Annotated in this window: 13 protein-coding genes; 8 read left to right on the top strand and 5 right to left on the bottom strand. The window is 56.9% G+C overall.

Going from position 1 to position 15,654, the window contains the following annotated elements; all coding sequences use genetic code 11:
- The first annotated feature begins 35 nt into the window (after nucleotides 1–35).
- Nucleotides 36–3,071, top strand: a complete 3,036-nt coding sequence (locus IPM59_09695; protein ID MBK9215855.1) for a S8 family serine peptidase — start codon at nucleotides 36–38, stop codon at nucleotides 3,069–3,071.
- Between the two features lie 40 nt (nucleotides 3,072–3,111).
- Here IPM59_09695 and IPM59_09700 read toward each other — a convergent pair whose 3' ends face one another.
- Nucleotides 3,112–4,083 carry an ABC transporter ATP-binding protein gene (locus IPM59_09700; GenBank protein MBK9215856.1) on the bottom strand — a complete coding sequence of 324 codons (972 nt, stop codon included), beginning with the start codon at nucleotides 4,081–4,083 and terminating at the stop codon, nucleotides 3,112–3,114.
- Nucleotides 4,084–4,202: 119 nt separating this feature from the next.
- On the opposite strand from IPM59_09700, the gene IPM59_09705 reads away from it, so the two are divergent.
- On the top strand, nucleotides 4,203–4,895 hold the full coding sequence (locus tag IPM59_09705) for a hypothetical protein (GenBank protein MBK9215857.1): 693 nt from the start codon (nucleotides 4,203–4,205) through the stop codon (nucleotides 4,893–4,895).
- Nucleotides 4,896–5,066: 171 nt separating this feature from the next.
- Nucleotides 5,067–6,749, top strand: coding sequence for a S41 family peptidase (locus IPM59_09710; GenBank protein MBK9215858.1), 1,683 nt, complete (start codon nucleotides 5,067–5,069; stop codon nucleotides 6,747–6,749).
- Here IPM59_09710 and IPM59_09715 read toward each other — a convergent pair whose 3' ends face one another.
- Together IPM59_09715 and IPM59_09720 are read right to left on the bottom strand one after the other, a co-directional pair.
- Complete coding sequence (locus tag IPM59_09715) at nucleotides 6,750–7,721, bottom strand: hypothetical protein (protein MBK9215859.1); 972 nt, start codon at nucleotides 7,719–7,721, stop codon at nucleotides 6,750–6,752.
- Between the two features lie 274 nt (nucleotides 7,722–7,995).
- Nucleotides 7,996–10,242, bottom strand: coding sequence for a VWA domain-containing protein (locus tag IPM59_09720; GenBank protein ID MBK9215860.1), 2,247 nt, complete (start codon nucleotides 10,240–10,242; stop codon nucleotides 7,996–7,998).
- 127 nt (nucleotides 10,243–10,369) lie between these two features.
- Between IPM59_09720 and IPM59_09725 the strand changes: the two genes are divergently transcribed.
- From IPM59_09725 to IPM59_09745, 5 genes are all read left to right on the top strand, one after another.
- Nucleotides 10,370–11,167: a hypothetical protein gene (locus IPM59_09725; protein MBK9215861.1), complete on the top strand. Its 798-nt coding sequence runs from the start codon at nucleotides 10,370–10,372 to the stop codon at nucleotides 11,165–11,167.
- A gap of 56 nt (nucleotides 11,168–11,223) precedes the next feature.
- A complete protein-coding gene (locus IPM59_09730; protein MBK9215862.1) occupies nucleotides 11,224–11,481 on the top strand; it encodes a hypothetical protein in 258 nt (85 codons plus the stop codon).
- Nucleotides 11,478–11,780 carry a type II toxin-antitoxin system RelE/ParE family toxin gene (locus IPM59_09735; protein ID MBK9215863.1) on the top strand — a complete coding sequence of 101 codons (303 nt, stop codon included), beginning with the start codon at nucleotides 11,478–11,480 and terminating at the stop codon, nucleotides 11,778–11,780. The genes IPM59_09730 and IPM59_09735 overlap by 4 nt, the downstream gene beginning before the upstream one ends.
- A 94-nt stretch (nucleotides 11,781–11,874) precedes the next feature.
- Nucleotides 11,875–13,152, top strand: coding sequence for an insulinase family protein (locus IPM59_09740; GenBank protein MBK9215864.1), 1,278 nt, complete (start codon nucleotides 11,875–11,877; stop codon nucleotides 13,150–13,152).
- A gap of 102 nt (nucleotides 13,153–13,254) precedes the next feature.
- Nucleotides 13,255–14,625 carry an insulinase family protein gene (locus tag IPM59_09745; protein ID MBK9215865.1) on the top strand — a complete coding sequence of 457 codons (1,371 nt, stop codon included), beginning with the start codon at nucleotides 13,255–13,257 and terminating at the stop codon, nucleotides 14,623–14,625.
- A 75-nt stretch (nucleotides 14,626–14,700) separates the two neighbouring features.
- On the opposite strand, the gene IPM59_09750 is transcribed toward IPM59_09745, so the two are convergent.
- On the bottom strand, nucleotides 14,701–15,096 hold the full coding sequence (locus IPM59_09750; GenBank protein ID MBK9215866.1) for a VOC family protein: 396 nt from the start codon (nucleotides 15,094–15,096) through the stop codon (nucleotides 14,701–14,703).
- Nucleotides 15,089–15,526, bottom strand: coding sequence for a VOC family protein (locus tag IPM59_09755; protein ID MBK9215867.1), 438 nt, complete (start codon nucleotides 15,524–15,526; stop codon nucleotides 15,089–15,091). Before IPM59_09755 ends, IPM59_09750 begins: the two co-directional genes overlap by 8 nt.
- Nucleotides 15,527–15,654 lie beyond the last annotated feature (128 nt).

Here is a 15,654-nt window from a genome sequence, read left to right on the forward strand (position 1 = left end):
CTGATCATTAGATTTGAAAAGGGGATGACCAGAACATGAAGAGGATACTTAATGTCCGTCTATGGATAGGTGCATTTGCTGTCGCTGCAGGTGCAATACTTGCGATTCTACTGCCGTCCGCTTCGCCGACGGCGACGAGCGGGGAAGGCAATCAATTCGAGATCAGCTTTCCTTCGGCAAAGTTCGATCCGGTAAAGACCACGGCCGCAGGAACCGTTCGGCCGGGCGAGGCACCGGCGGGCAATGAATATCGTTATTATATTGTTCAGCTTAACCGTCCGACCGAGGATGACCTGTTGAACGACCTGAGTTCTCTTGGCGTTGAAGTACTTCAGTATGTGCCACAAAGCGCGTTCTATGTCAGGGCGAAACCACAGGCGATAGGTTCCGCGGCGGCACGGGAATACGTTAGATGGGCCGGAGCTTTCCTTCCGGAGCATAAGATATCATCCGTGCTCTCTCAGCAATTATTTGCGGCACAGGCCGGACGAGCGCCTGCGGGCGGAATTTCTCCGATCGAGTTCACGGCGCCGGATCGCGCCATTTTTGACGTAGCGGTCTTTAAGACGGAGCCGCTCGACAAGGTCGCCGAGAGGCTAACGTCGGTTTACGGGGCCACCGTCATCAACCGCTCCGTTCTGCCGGCCAATTACTTCAACATGATCCGGGCTGAAATATCACTGGATCAGATCATGCGGGTGGCTGAGATACCGGGCGTGATCACCATGGATGCATATTCGCGTCCGCAGGCCGAGGATGAGCGGGCCGCTCACATCGTCTCGGGCAACTACACCGGTGCGACGACGATAAGCGCTCCGGGATGGAGTTCGCTCACGCAGTTTGGCCGTGACGGCTCCGGCGTGACGGTTGCGGTGGCGGACGATGGCATTAGCATTCCGGGCAACGGCGGATTCTATATCACGGCTGCGAACACGATAAATGGCCCGATGCGTGGGGCCCCCGCCGGAGCAACAGGCGGCCACGGCCACATCAATGCGAGCATTATCGCGGGCGATACGCCGTTTTACACGTCGGCGGACCCGGCCGGCTACAACTACGGCGTCGGGATCGCTCGCAAGGCGAATATCATAAATGTTCCTTTCCTCGTCAATGGTTATACGGGAACGGACGCAAACAACTTCGATGATACCGTCAGCACATTCGGCGCTAACGGTGTGAAAGGCTCGATCAGCAACAATAGCTGGGGAAACGGGACAAACGGCAATGTTTACGATGCATACACCGCAGGGTTTGATGGATTTGTCCGTGACGCATCCTCGGCGGGCACGGTCGATCCGATCAACATCATTTTCTCGGCCGGGAACTCTGGTGCCAGCGGACTGACGAGGCCAAAGACCGCAAAGAATGTGATCGCGACCGGCAATTCGGAGAACCTGCGGACTGAGCTTGGCGGAGCCAGCGCTGACAGCATGGAGGACCTCGTCAACACGTCGAGCCGCGGGCCGGCGGCAGATGGGCGTGTCAAGCCGGACATTGTGGCACCGGGCGGCTATATCACCGGTGGAGGTGCAGGCAGCGGGGCCTCGACATTTGGTTTTGTGCCCGGCACATCGAACAACATCCTCTACAGCAGCGGAACGTCGCATGCCGCTCCACAGGTTGCAGGTGCGGCGGCATTGTTCACGCAGGCATGGAAGGAGAATAACAGCGGGAACAATCCGAGTCCGGCCCTGATAAAGGCAGCGATCCTTAATACAGGCCAGGAGATGACCGGCGTCAATGTCGGCACCGCTATCCCGAATGGCAATGAGGGATGGGGCCGGATCAATTTGAAGTACATGCTCCGCACCGGCGTGCCGATGAGATTCCTCGAACAGTCAGGGGCTCTGCTCGCTCCCGGTTGGAATTCGAACATTATCGGATTTGTCGGCGACCCGACAAAGCCGATCCGTGTCGCCCTCGTCTGGACCGATCCCGCGGGTGCTCCGAACGCAAACCCTGCACTCGTCAATAACCTCGACCTAACAGTCACGCTCGGCGGTGTCACATATCGTGGAAATAACTTCACCGGCGGCATATCGACAGCTGGCGGAACGGCTGACACCATAAATAATGTCGAGATGGTCCGTCTTCCGGCGGGAACGGCAACCGGGACGCCGTTTTCCATTAATGTCGTCGCCACCGCCCTTAACGGTGACGGCGTCCCCGGCAACGGCGATCCGACTGACCAGGACTTTGCCCTTGTTGCCTACAATTATGCGACGTACCCGTCAGCGAGGGCAGACTTTGACGGCGACGGCCGCACGGACGTCTCGGTCTATCGTCCGACGGGCGGGATCTGGCACACGCAAAGGTCTTTTGACGGCTACATCGGGCAACAGTTCGGTATCAGCTCCGACGTGCCTGTCCCGGGCGACTATGATGGTGACGGACGCACCGACCTTGCCGTTTTCCGCGCTGACGCGAATCCGGCGAATCCTGACTTTTTCGTATTGAAGAGCCTGACGAACACAGTTGGTTACGCGGTATGGGGCACTACGGGCGATGTCCCGGTCACAGGCGATTATGACGGTGACCACAAGGCCGACTATGCCCTTTTCAGGCCGTCTAACAATACCTGGTACATCCAGAAGAGCCTTGGCGGTTCGAGCGCCGACAGCTTTGGCTCGGCCGGCGATATGCCGCTGGCGATGGACTATGAACGCGACGGAAAATCGAACATCGGCGTCTTCCGTCCCGCGAATGCTACCTGGTACATTGCAAAGCCGACCGGAGTGCCGTCGCAGAACTTTTATGCAGTGCCCTTCGGTATTAGCAGTGATAAGCCTGTGCCGGGCGACTATGATGGAGATAGCGAGGATGATATCGCCGTTTTCCGTTCAACATCAGGCATCTGGTATGTGTTGTCAAGCCTGTGGGGCCCAATAGCTGTTCAATTCGGGGCGAATGGGGACATTCCCGTTCCGGGTGACTATGACGGTGATGGACGAGACGATCCGGCCGTTTTCCGTAACGGGACGTGGTACATGCTTCGTTCCTCTGCGGGATTTGCCGGCGTGGCTTTTGGCCTCGGCACAGATATTCCGGTGCCGAGGAAATATGTGCCCTAGCGGCGTTACTGAGAGGGCCGGCGAGATCGCCGGTCCTTTTTTATGCGGTGAGGATCGCCACGCGATGCGGCGGCAATCCGAGCATGCATTCGTCACCGATCTGCAGTCCGACAACACGGAACACCCGCGTCATCAATCGCAGTCCACCGGCATCAAACTCGATGATCGACGTCGGTCCACGGAACTTGATCGCGGTGACGACTGCCCTCAGCAGATTGTCCTCAGGAAAGGATGAACCGAGCGACATCGAGACCTGTTCGGGCCTGATCGCAAGCGTTGCGTCTTGGTTTATCGCACCCAAACGGCTTTTCTTGGTTTGCTGGGCAAACAGCCGGTGGGCGCCGTCGATCGTATAGAATTCCGGCAGGTCAGCGTCAGATGATGTCAGTCGGCGTGCCTTTATCAGATTCATCTCGCCTGTTGCGCGGGCTATCTTCACGGATAAAGGTTCGTCGTAGATCTCCTGCGGCGTCCCGCTTTGAATTACTTCGCCTTCATCGATCACGGCCACTTCGTCCGTTAGCTCAATGATCTGATCAAAGGAACTCGAAGCGAAGATCACGATCCTTCCGCGTGCCTTGGCCGAACGGCGGATCAGCTCAAAACATGCGCTTCGCTGCGCCGCGTCCATTTGCCCGAACGGTTCGTCCAGAAGCCACACACGGTCTATCGTTTCCGCGGCACCCTCGAACTTTGCTTTCTCGATGGCTCCCTGTGCTCCTCGCTCAAAGGCCCCCTTTAACGATTCGACGAGCGTCCTTGCGAAACTGCCTGAATAGAGTGAGAGGCGGCGGTCCTTACGTTTGAGGCCCGTGATGTCGCGGCCGTCGAGTTCGATCCGGCCGCTCGTCGCTTTTGCTGTGCCGGCAAGCACCTTCAGTAATGTCGATTTCCCCGATCCGCTCGCGCCAAACAGCCCGATGACACTGCCATCGTCAACCTCGAACGAAATGTCGCGCAAGGCCCATGTATTGCCGTAGCGGCGGGAAAGCAAGTCTAATCTCAGAGGCATCTCGATCGTGATCGGAACTTCTGCGGGCGGGCGGCGTGCAAACTATAGGTGCCCGTTGTCATCCGAATAGTGCAAGTATAAACTGATTTGCATCCTATCGGCATTTGCAGGAGATAGTTATGTTCCGGATCATCTATTGCTTACTTATCAGCTCCGTCGTCGGCCTTGTTACGGCTGGTGTGTCCGCGCAAGGTTCGCAACCGAAAGCCAGCCCGAGGCCGCTCGCTACGCCACCGCCGACCGTTACCGGAGCCGAGATCATCAGCCGGGCGGGCGAGCTTGTTGAGGCCCCGTCTCGAAGCTCCACGCCTGACATCGAGCCTCGCGATAAGGACGATGCTGAGACGAACACGACAGTCAGGGAACTAACGGAACGAATAAAGAGGCTGGAGGCGAATCGAAAAGACCCTTACGACGAAAAACAGAAGCGAATGCTCCTCAACCTCGACATCCTCACGCGGGCCGAGCAGCGAGCCGAGTCTCTGAGGAAGCAGCACTTTGAGATGATCGAGAAGGAGAGCGCGATCAAAACACGGCTCGAGCAACTCGAATATGATTCCCGGCCTGAGGTCATTGAGCGGACACTCCAATTGTCCGGTTCCCTGCGGCCCGAAGAGGTTCGCGATTCTCGCCGCCGAAGCATTGCAGCCGAGCGGACAAACCTGCAGCTTCTCCTCACGGAGATCGAGGCCGCCCGTTCCAACCTCGCAGACAATGTCCAAAGGGCCGATCAAATGGTCGAACGGCTCAGGCTGAAGCTCGAAAGGGACATCGAAAACTCATTTCTAAAAGACGATGAGCCGGAGAATTAGGAGCCGGACGATCTTGATTACTGGAAATTCCACCCGTTTCGGTATATAAGTTAGTCAAACAAAACTGTTGATCGGCGATGCCTGAGTGCCGTTAGCCGTCGCCGATCATTTTTTCTCGCATCGACCGCCCGGTCGGTAGTGAGATAGTTGTTTCTTTGACGACGGAGCCGAATGATCAAAACCGGTATAGGTGTATTACTGCAGTTTGTTCTCGTTATCCTCGCTGCCGGACAGGTTAGGGCTCCATTTGACGGCCCTGCAGCGTCTTTCATCCTCAAGCAGGGAAGCACGTTTTCTGCATCCGGTGGTAGTTCCGAGGGGCTGGGCTCCAGGCCTTCACCGATCGCTGCTGACATCCTTGAGGCGCAGCGGATCATCGCCGGACAACACATAGACGGCGATCAACTCAAGCCCGCTGACCTGACAAAAAATGCGATCACGGGCATGCTGGACGCTCTCGATCCACACTCGAACTTTTACGACCGGGCCGAGTGGACGGACCTGATGGACGAACAGCGTAGCGGCTACACGGGCATCGGTGCGACGATAGCGAACTTTGAGCGTGGCGGCGTTATCGATACGTTCGTGGTATCAACGTTTGCGGGCTCGCCCGCGGCGGACGCTCGTTTGCGTTATGGTGACCGCATCGTAGCGGTTAACGGCGAGCCGATGGTCGGCAAGACCTCAGACGTGGTCCGCGACAAGATACGCGGGACGGCGGGCAGTTCGTTTCGAATGACGGTCGAAAGGGCGTCGGACCTTCGCCACGTCACACTTCAGATCAGGCGCGGCCGTGTTGCTCAGCCGTCGATACCCGACGCATACATCCTGCGGCCGGGCATTGGCTATATCGACCTGTCAGAGGGATTCAACTACACGACCGCAGGCGAATTTGACACGGCGCTTGCCGGCCTGAAGCGGCAGGGCATGACCTCACTCATCCTCGATCTTCGCGGTAACGGCGGCGGGATCGTGGACCAGGCAGTGAAGGTCGCGTCGAGGTTTCTTCCTGCCGGAACGGTCGTTGTGACGCAGCGTGGCCGCACACGCCTCGACAACCGCACGTGGCGCTCGTCCGATCCGAACCCCGAAACGCTGCCGCTCGTCGTCCTCGTTGACGAAGAGACCGCCTCTGCGTCCGAGATCGTCGCAGGAGCGTTTCAGGATACCGACCGGGCGCTGATCATCGGAGAAAAGACGTTTGGCAAGGGGCTGGTCCAGAGCGTTATCGAACTGCCGGGCCGGACCGGCCTCACGTTGACGACCGCGCGATACCTGACACCGTCGGGCCGGTCGATCCAGCGCGATTACGTTAGGACAGACCGATACGACTATTATCATCATCGGTCGCAGGCGGCGGCCGCCGGTGCTTTTTTTGAGGCACGGACGATCACAGACAGACGTGTCGTCGGCGGCGATGGCGTGCATCCCGACGAAGCCGTAACGCTGCCCCGCCTTACGCCCGACGAGGCCAAGCTCCTCGATCCGCTATTCTTCTTTACACGCGACCTGCTAAATGGACGTGTGCCGGGAATCTCAATTGAACCGGTTGCCGGAGCGTCAACTCGCAGGATACTGTCCGGTGATATGATCGTGACGCCCGCAATGATGGCCCGCTTTACAGACTATTTGAGTGCGAACAGTGAGGCTTTTGCACCGCCGCCTGTCGGACATGGCCCGTTCGTCAAAATGCGGCTTCGGCATAATCTGGTAATGGGTTTGCACGGTGTTACTTCTGCTGGCCAAGTCCTGATCGAGGACGATCCGCAGGTTGCACGAGCCGTTGACGCCCTGCCGCGAGCGGCCCAGCTTGCAAACCGTGCTAATCAGGCGAGGCGATCTAGGCAGCGGTAACTATCGCTTGAAATACAGAACGGTTCCCTTCGCTCCGACCGCCCAGCCAAACTTCTTGTCCATATACAAGCCGTAGAGGTGCGACCGCGTGTCGGCATCAACCCGGCCCCATGTGCGGCCCTTGTCGGTCGAGCGGAGAATGCTGCCGCCGTAACCGACGATCCAACCATTCTTGTCGTCGGCAAAATCGACACGCATCAGCGTATCGCGGAAGTTCGTCGCGACCTTCTCCCATGTCGAACCGCCATCAGACGTTCGCAATATCATGCCCGTCTTGCCGACGGCATAGCCTTCGCGGTCGTCGCGAAACTCGACATTGTATAACGGCACTCTCGTGCCTGAAACTTGTTTGGACCAGGTCGAGCCATTGTCAGTGGTTGCGAGAATGACGCCGTTATCGCCGACGATCCAACCGTTGGAACTGCCACTGAAATCGAGGTGGAACAATTCCGTCTTGGTCGGCACGACGATCCGCCGCCAAGTATCGCCGCCGTCCTCGGTCCGCATCAGCAGGGAATCGACCACAACCTCATCGTCGCCGCTCCTGCGCAGAACCGAGCCAATAACATAACCGCGCTTCTTGTCGGAGAATCGAATACTAAGGAACTCCGGCCGCCCGCCGCCAAATTCTCCGGTGCGATAGATGCGAACATCTTGCCAGGTGCGGCCGCCGTCACGGGTGATAAAAAACTTGCGGCCCGCGACGAGATAGCCATTGTCGTCATTGCGGAAGTAGATCTCATTGATATCTTCGGTGGTGTTCAGCGGGACGCGCGTCCAAGATTTGCCGCCGTCTGTGGTCGAAGCCAGATATCCGTCATCGCCGGCCACCCAACCCTTATCGGCGGACGTAAAAAAAACCGCGATCAGGTCGCCGTTCGTATTCTTTGGCCCCACGGCCCACGAGCTCTGGGCCGTCATGTTGCCGGCAAGTGATACAACTATGGCAATGGAAAACAGTATCTTTTTCAAACTACACTCTCCGAGAACTCTGTGGTTCCGTTCTATAAGAATAGAACATTCAGTAGTGCAAAATCACCTCAACCGCTTGCCAATTCTTCTTACGGCTTGCCGCTCTATTTGCGGAGAAGCTTTGCTTCTCCATCGAGTCTCCCTAAAGATCGCGGCTATGCCGCCGTATCTTTCGGCGGCGGCATAGCCGCATGTTGATTAGTGGGCAGCCCGGAAAAGTAAACTTTTCCGCAAATAGGGCGGCAAGCCGCTTTAGCAGCCAAGCCCCGTTTCACTAGTTCGTTATCCGATACACCTTGCCGTTCCAGACGACGACGACCTGCTCGCCTAGTGAAAGGTAAGGAGCGAGTTCGGGCGTCGCCGCCACGAGCCTAAAGTACTCGTCGCTCGCAAACTTGATCTTCACCTCCGGCAGTTTCGAGCCCTCGGCAAACTCCGAATCGACCCACACGCCGTTCGTGTTGATAAAGTTACGGTTCGCGACGAACTGGTTTTGCCGCGAGTTGCGAACGATGATCTGCCTGGTCACGTCGCCATCGCTCGCGCCGTCGATGACGAAAGTGTTTTCCTGCATTGAATTCTGGCGAGCACTCATCTGCACGGCCCCGGCGCCGCTCTTTTCACTCATCGCCTTTGCGGCAGGAAGGGCCGCTCGCTCATCCATTGGAGCGTCGCGGCGGATGTTTGCCATCGAGCCGTCTGTGGCGAGGTATGACGTGTAGGGCGTGACCAAACCATATCGCGTGCCGAGGTCGATGACCTCGTCGCGGGTTTCCTTGGTCTCGCCGTTGGCGCGGATCTGTTCGAGCAGCCAGCCGACGCGGCGGCTCGCCCATAGGCGCGGCAGGAAGTTGTTATCGTCCTCGCGGTTTGGGAAGTCGAGATCGCTGTAAGTAAATGACCGCGATTCCTTGCCCGCCTTGCCCGTCAGCCGCAGCGTGATGTTATTCAGGTCGTTCGTGTTCTTGTAACGGCCGACGATCGTGAGCTGCATGCCGCGGAAAAGGTCGGTCAGCTTGCGCGGATACATTGATTCGGTGATGACCGGGCCGAAATCGAGTTCGAGGTCGCTCAATACGGGTGCGCTGACCTTTGCAAAGAAGTTCGACACCTTGATCTCGAGGTCTTCCTTGGGCTGGACGTAATCCGAGATGCCGCTGTTCTCCGAGCCGATCCGGTCGAGCAGCGTCGTGTTGACGTCGTAGCCAAAGCCGAACGGGAAGATGCGAATGCCGTCGGCTTTTGAATTTGAAATTTGAGATTTAAGATTTGAAATTATCTTCTCTGTATTTGTCTCGCCGACGGTCGGCAGGCCGTCGGTCATAAATACGAGCATCTTTGGCCGGTCGCCGCGTTCGAATTGTTTTAGCGATTCGAGCAGGGCGTCGTTGATGTTCGTGCCGCCGGTCGGATTCAGCTTGCTGACGAATTCTTCACCGCGTTTCTTGCCCTCGGCGTTGGCGGCGATCAGGCCGCGTTCCATCAGATGTTCCTCGCCGGCAAAATTTATGACATTGAACCTGTCGCCGTCGCGCAGCGTCCTGATGCCGAACAGCAACGCCTTGCGGGCCTTGTCCATCTTGCCCTCGTCGGCCATCGAGCCGGAGGTGTCTAGCACGAACACGATGTCCTTGTTGACCAGCTCGCGTTCGGAGATGTTGTTCTTTGGCGACAGTTGCAGCAGGAAGTAGCCGTCCTTGCCCGGTTCGCGGTGCGTGATCAGCGACATGCCAAAATCGTTATTCGACAAGCCATAAAAGAGCTGAAAGTCGCTGTCGTTGTTCTTTGTCTCAAACGAAATGTTCGCCTCGCGCTCGCCCTTCATCTTTGTCTCGATCGAGTGCGTGGGCGAATAGATGTTCCGCAACGCTTCTTTACCGACGATCTCGATCTTGCCTGAGACGGTTTGCGGAGCGCGGACACTCTTGTCCGCATTACGCGCGTCACGAGCGGACCAGAGTGTCCGCGCTCCGACGCCGAGCGGATAGCGGTAGGCGACGGTGCCGGATTCGGCTTTTAGGATCTCGGTGTATGTCAGTTCGAGCTTCTTGTCGGAGTTTGGCGGAATCGGGAAGATCGACGCCTGGAAGAGATTTTTCCCGGCGTATTCCAGCAGGCCGGGATCGCGTTGGCGGCGGACGATCTCGTCGTAGATGCGGCGGGCCTCTTCGCGCGAGCGGACCTCGCCGACGAGCTTTTTGCCATTCTCCCAGATCGCGAACTCCACGACCGACGCCGTTTCGGGGATCGGGAAAAAGTACGTGCCCTCGAGCGTGTACGGCGTGTCGTTGCGAAACACCTGCTCAACATGCGTGGTCGCCACCTGGCCCTCGATCTTTGTGTCCAGCTCAATGGACTTGACCGGCAAAGCGTTCGGCAAAGCCGGCGGTACCGGCCTCGGCCTGCACGGCCTAAAGTCGCACGGCAGCGGCACAATAACGCCCTGCGCGTTAGCGTTCTGAACGACAAAAAGCGGCGCGACAACCGCGACCGCCAGTGCAAAAATACTGCGTAATTTCATAGATCTCTCCCAAATTGTTAATACGCGCGGAGTAACTCTACGCTTGTTTGACAATTAGGGAACGCAGCAAGTTGCTTGATCTTGCAGGGAAAGAGAACGTGCTAACATTTTCATCAAGAGATTGACCATGAACAAATACGGCCTTTCGAGACATATTCCTGAAGATGTGAGACGTCAATTGAGACAAGAGGCAGGTTTCGGCTGTGTCGTCTGTGGATTAGCGATTGCGACCTATGAACATATCGATCCAGAGTTTCATGAGGCGAGGACTCATGATCCGGCCGCGATGGCCTATTTGTGTGGTGGATGCCACGACACGGTTACACGAAAGTTTTGGTCGAAAGATAAGGTCATTACTGCAAAGAGGTTGCCCGAATGTATTAAGAAGGGCCGATGCCACGCTGCATTTGACATCGGTTCTAAGGGGCCGGTGCGAATCACACTTGGGAGTAATGAATTCATTAATGTCGATACAATCCTAGCGTTTGAGGACGAAGTGCTTCTCAGTGTTCTCCCTCCCGACGAGAACGGGCAACCGTATCGGCTTTCTGGGCGGTTTTTCGATTCCGAAGGCAGTCTCTTGTTTGATATTGAAGAGAACGAGTGGCGAGCGGGAACAGGCATCTGGGATATTGAGGCTTCAGGAGGCCGAATAACGTTAAGGGCTGAGGCAGGACGAGTCGCGGCTCAGATTCTCTGTAATCCGGACGTCGGACTGACCATCGAGAGGCTCGATATGATGTATTCCGGCCTCCGTTTTCTGATTGACAGGGGAAATATGGTCTACCAATTGGGTGGAAGTATTGTTTCACTTGAAAATCAGCGGTTCGAGGCATTAGGTCGCGGGGCCGCTGCCTTTATGTTTCAGGGTGGTCGGATGATCATCGGACGGGCAGGCGAAGTCGGAATGCGGGTTAACTTTTAGGTCCGCTATTGGTTTCCTTGTTGACGTAAAATGGAAACTAAAATAACATTCATCGCATGAGCATTACCGAGATCGAAGCTGCTATTGAGAGGCTCCCGCGTGGGGAGGTGGACAAGCTGATGTCCTGGCTGGAGGAGTATCAGGCACGGGCTTGGGATGAGGAGATCGCCGGTGATTATGAGGCAGGGCGGCTCGACTCGTTGATTGCGGAGGCGTTCGAGAGCGGCGAGCCGTCGCCGTTGACGCCGGACGATCTTGCTGAGGCTCGCCGTATTGTTAATGAACGCATAACCGCTCGCAGCCTCGTCAAATGAGGCTCGTCAAACTCCCGCAGGCACTCACCGACCTGATCGAGACCGCCGAATATCTGGCGGAAGATGATATTGAAACAGCCGACCGGTTCTTCGATGCGTTTGAGGCAACGCTGAATGACCTGTGCCGAACGCCAAAGATGGGCGCGGTTCGCAGATTTCGCGAAATGGATGTTCGGATGTGGTTTGTTCGCGACTTTTCCAAAATCCTCATCTTCTACACAGAACGCGCGGATGAGATAGTCATTCTTCGCGTGATCCATTCTGCACGGGACTATACGCGGTTCTTCGAAGCGGATTGACGCAAAAACCTCTTTTTTGATTTTTATCTGGCGAAGTGTTCTCATTGAACCGTAGAGAAACCGGTCGCTACTGCTCCCGGTTTTGGCTTTTCTTATGTCCGAATTATTCAAATTACCGCCGCTTGAGATCGAGGAATTTGCTTTGTCGAACGGGCTGCGGGTGGTGTTGAATCAGGACCACGCGGTGCCGGTGGTGTCGGTGGCGGTGTATTACAACGTCGGTTCGCGGAACGAGCGTGAGGACAGGACGGGCTTTGCGCATTTGTTTGAGCACATGATGTTCCAGGGCTCAGAGAACGTGCCGAAAGCCGGGCATTTTCAGCACATAATGAAGGCGGGCGGCACGATGAACGGCACCACATCGAGCGAGCGGACGAACTATTATGAGACGCTGCCGGCGGACCAATTGCCGCTTGCTCTGTGGCTCGAAAGCGACCGGATGAAGTCGCTCGCGGTCACGCAGGAGAACCTCGACAACCAGCGCGAGGCCGTCAAGGAAGAGAAGCGGCTGCGGTACGACAACCAGCCTTACGGGCAGATATTCGACCTGATCAACGAGATGATCTACAAGAATTTTGCCAACTCGCACTCGACCATCGGCTCGATGGAGCATCTCGATGCGGCCTCGGTCGAGGACGTGCAGGAGTTCTTTAGGATTTATTACGCGCCGAACAATGCGGTGATGGTTTTGTCTGGTTCGTTCGACTCGGACGAGGCAAAGCGGCTGGTCGAGACATACTTTGGCGACATTCCGTCGCAGGCTTTGCCGCCGGAACTCGACGTCAGCGAGCCGGTGGAGGTCGCGGCGAATTATCGCGAATGGCACGATTCGCTCGCGCCGTTTCCGGCGTTCCTGATCGGCTGGAAGATACCGAAACGCCGTTCGCCGGATTTTAACGCATTGTATCTCGCGGGCAAGGTGCTCTACGACGGCGACAGCTCGAGGCTGTATCAGAAGCTGGTCAAGGGCGATGAGAGCGTGATCCAACTGTTTGGATTCACCGACGAGCGACGTGGGCCGTCGAGCATTTTTGTCGGCGCGATACCGAAGCCGGACAAGGATTTGAGTAAGATCCGCGAGAGGATCATGCAGGAAATTCACGATCTTGCTGCCCACGGCCCGACCGCCAAGGAGATGGAAAAGATCGAGAACCAGCTCGTTAACGATTCGGTTCGGATGCGGCAATCCTCGATGTCGCGGGCACAAGCGATCGCCGAGTGTGCGCTGTATGATGGCGACCCGCGGCTGATAAACACCGATCTCGACGAGCTGCTCGCCGTCACCGCCGAAGAGATCCGCCACGCCGTCGGCGTTTACCTGAATACCGACAACCGAGCTCTTCTCGACGTCGTACCGGCGGCGCAGAGATAGGAAAAGGAAGACTCACCACAGAGGCACGGAGGGCACAGAGATAAGGAGGATTTAGTTATGTTTGTCTCTGTGATCTCTGTGGCTCTGTGGTGAATTTGATTTATGACTCTTGATTTTAGGAAATCGCCGCCGGAGGCGCTGGCCACGGTGGCATTTGAGATAGGTCGGCCGACGACGGCGACGCTGGACAATGGGCTGCGCGTTGTCGTGTTTGAGAACAAGCGGCTGCCCTTGGTGAGCTATCGGCTGGCGTTCTTTTCGGGTGACATTCACGATCCGATGGGCTCGACGGGGCTGACGTCGGCGATTGCCGCGCAGATCACCGAGGGGACCGAGAATTACACGAGCCTGCAGCTTGCCGACAAGGTCGAGCGGCTTGGGGCTTCGCTCCATGCAAGCGCGTCGGATGATTTTACGATCTTGTCGGCATCGGCACTGTCGCTGTATGCGTCCGAAATGCTCGACCTGATGGCCGAGACCGTGCTGCGGCCGACGTTCCCCGAAGAGGAACTCGACCTTTATCGCCGCAATACCGTCGAGCACCTGAAATTCCAACGCTCTCAGCCACCGTTCCTCGCGAGCGAACAGGCCGCGAGGCTGGTTTACGGCAAGCATCCTTACGCAACGATATCGCCAACGGCCGCGGACATCGAGAAGCTCGACAGGGAAGCTCTGGCGAAGTTTCACGCCGCGACGCTCATTCCTAACAACGCAATGCTGATCGCTGTCGGCGACATCGATGCGGGCGAATTCATCGCGCAACTCAGCGACCATTTCGGCGGCTGGCAGCCGGGCGAGGTGGCGACGCATTCGTTTGCTGACGCGCCCACGCGTGACAAACGCACGCTGACCATCGTCGACCGTCCCGGCTCGGCCCAGTCGAACATCGTGATGGCCAACACCGCGATAAACCGCACGGATCCCGACTATTTCAAGGTCATCGTGATGAATCAGGTGCTCGGTGCGGGAGCGTCGTCACGAGTCTTTATGAACTTGCGTGAAGAAAAGGGCTACACTTACGGAGCCTACACGAGGCTCAACTCAAAACGCCTCATCGGCGACATAGAGGCCACGGCAGAGGTCAGGAACGAGGTCACCGGCGACTCGCTGAAAGAATTCTTCTATGAACTCGACCGCATCAGGAACGAGAAGGCCGGTGACGAGGAACTCGCGGATGCAAAGAATTTCCTCACGGGTGTCTTTCCTATCCGCGCCGAAACGCAGGAAGGCTTGACCAACCTCATCGTCAACCAGCACCTTTACGGCCTGCCGGACGATTACCTGCAAACCTATCGCGAACACGTTGCTTCTGTTACGACCGACGATGTTCTCGACGCCGCGCAAAAATATGTCCGCCCTGACGAGATGGCAATTGTCATCGTCGGCGACGCCGCCGAAGTGCGGCCGCAGGCTGAGAGTTACGCTGAGACGGTCGAGATATTCGACACGGACGGGAATAAGAAAGGAAACTAACCGCGAAAAACGCGGAAAAGGCTAAATAGGAATCGATACCTTTTTAGCTCTTTTCGCGATTTTCGCGGTTGATTCTTACTGCGGTTGTTCGAATTGGATGATCGCGAATTCGGCTCCTGATGGGTCGGCGACCATGGCCATGCGGCCGACGCCCGGCGCATCAAAGGCAGGGACGGTGATGCTGCCGCCATGCTCGGTGATCTTTGCCGCCGTTGCGTCAGCGTTATCGACGGCGACATACGTTGCCCAGTGTGACGGGGCGTCGCCCCAATCATCGCCTTCCATGCCCATCATGCCGCCGTAGGCCGTGCCGCCGAGGACGATCTCTTTATAATCCATCGGCGAGATCTGTGTCTGCGGCAGCTCCCATCCGAAGAGTTTCGAATAGAAATCCATCGCGGCGGGCAGGTCTTTGGTCCTCAATTCGCGCCAGCAGATCTCGCCGGCATTTGGTATGTCAAAACTAGCCATTGTGCCCTCCTTCCGCCATCTTGAACGTCGCAAATATCGCGCCTGTCGGGTCCTGGATCACGGCGAAACGTCCGGCACCGGGAATATCTGACGGCTCTTTTAGGACCGTCGCACCGAGCTCAGCCGCCTGTCGGGCATTATCGTCAACGTCATCGACCATTATGTAGGTCATAAAGTGAGGCGGCGGTGCTCCCTCAGGGAAAAATTCGGGGCTGATCTGATAAAGCCCGCCGGCCGGATAATCGCCGCCGGTAGAGTATTCGTGATACTGAAAGCCATCGGTCATGGCCTCGTTCGTCTGGAATTTCCAGCCGAACACGTTCGTGTAAAAGTCCATAGCTTGCTTAGCGTCGGATGTCGCGATCTCGGTCCAGCAAAAACTGCCGTGACACGGGCCCGCGAAACCTTCTGCTGCGGTTGCTTCTGACATAAAAGTATTCTCCTCTTAGTTAGTGTTACTGAATTGTCCGCGAATAGGTCATTCTACGCCGTTTGTAGCCTATTAGTTCAAAAAAGGTTCTGGATCGCGGCGTGGGAGCCGGCGTATTAGGCAGGATA

This window comes from Chloracidobacterium sp., assembly GCA_016715795.1.
In the GTDB taxonomy this organism is placed as follows: domain Bacteria; phylum Acidobacteriota; class Blastocatellia; order Pyrinomonadales; family Pyrinomonadaceae; genus OLB17.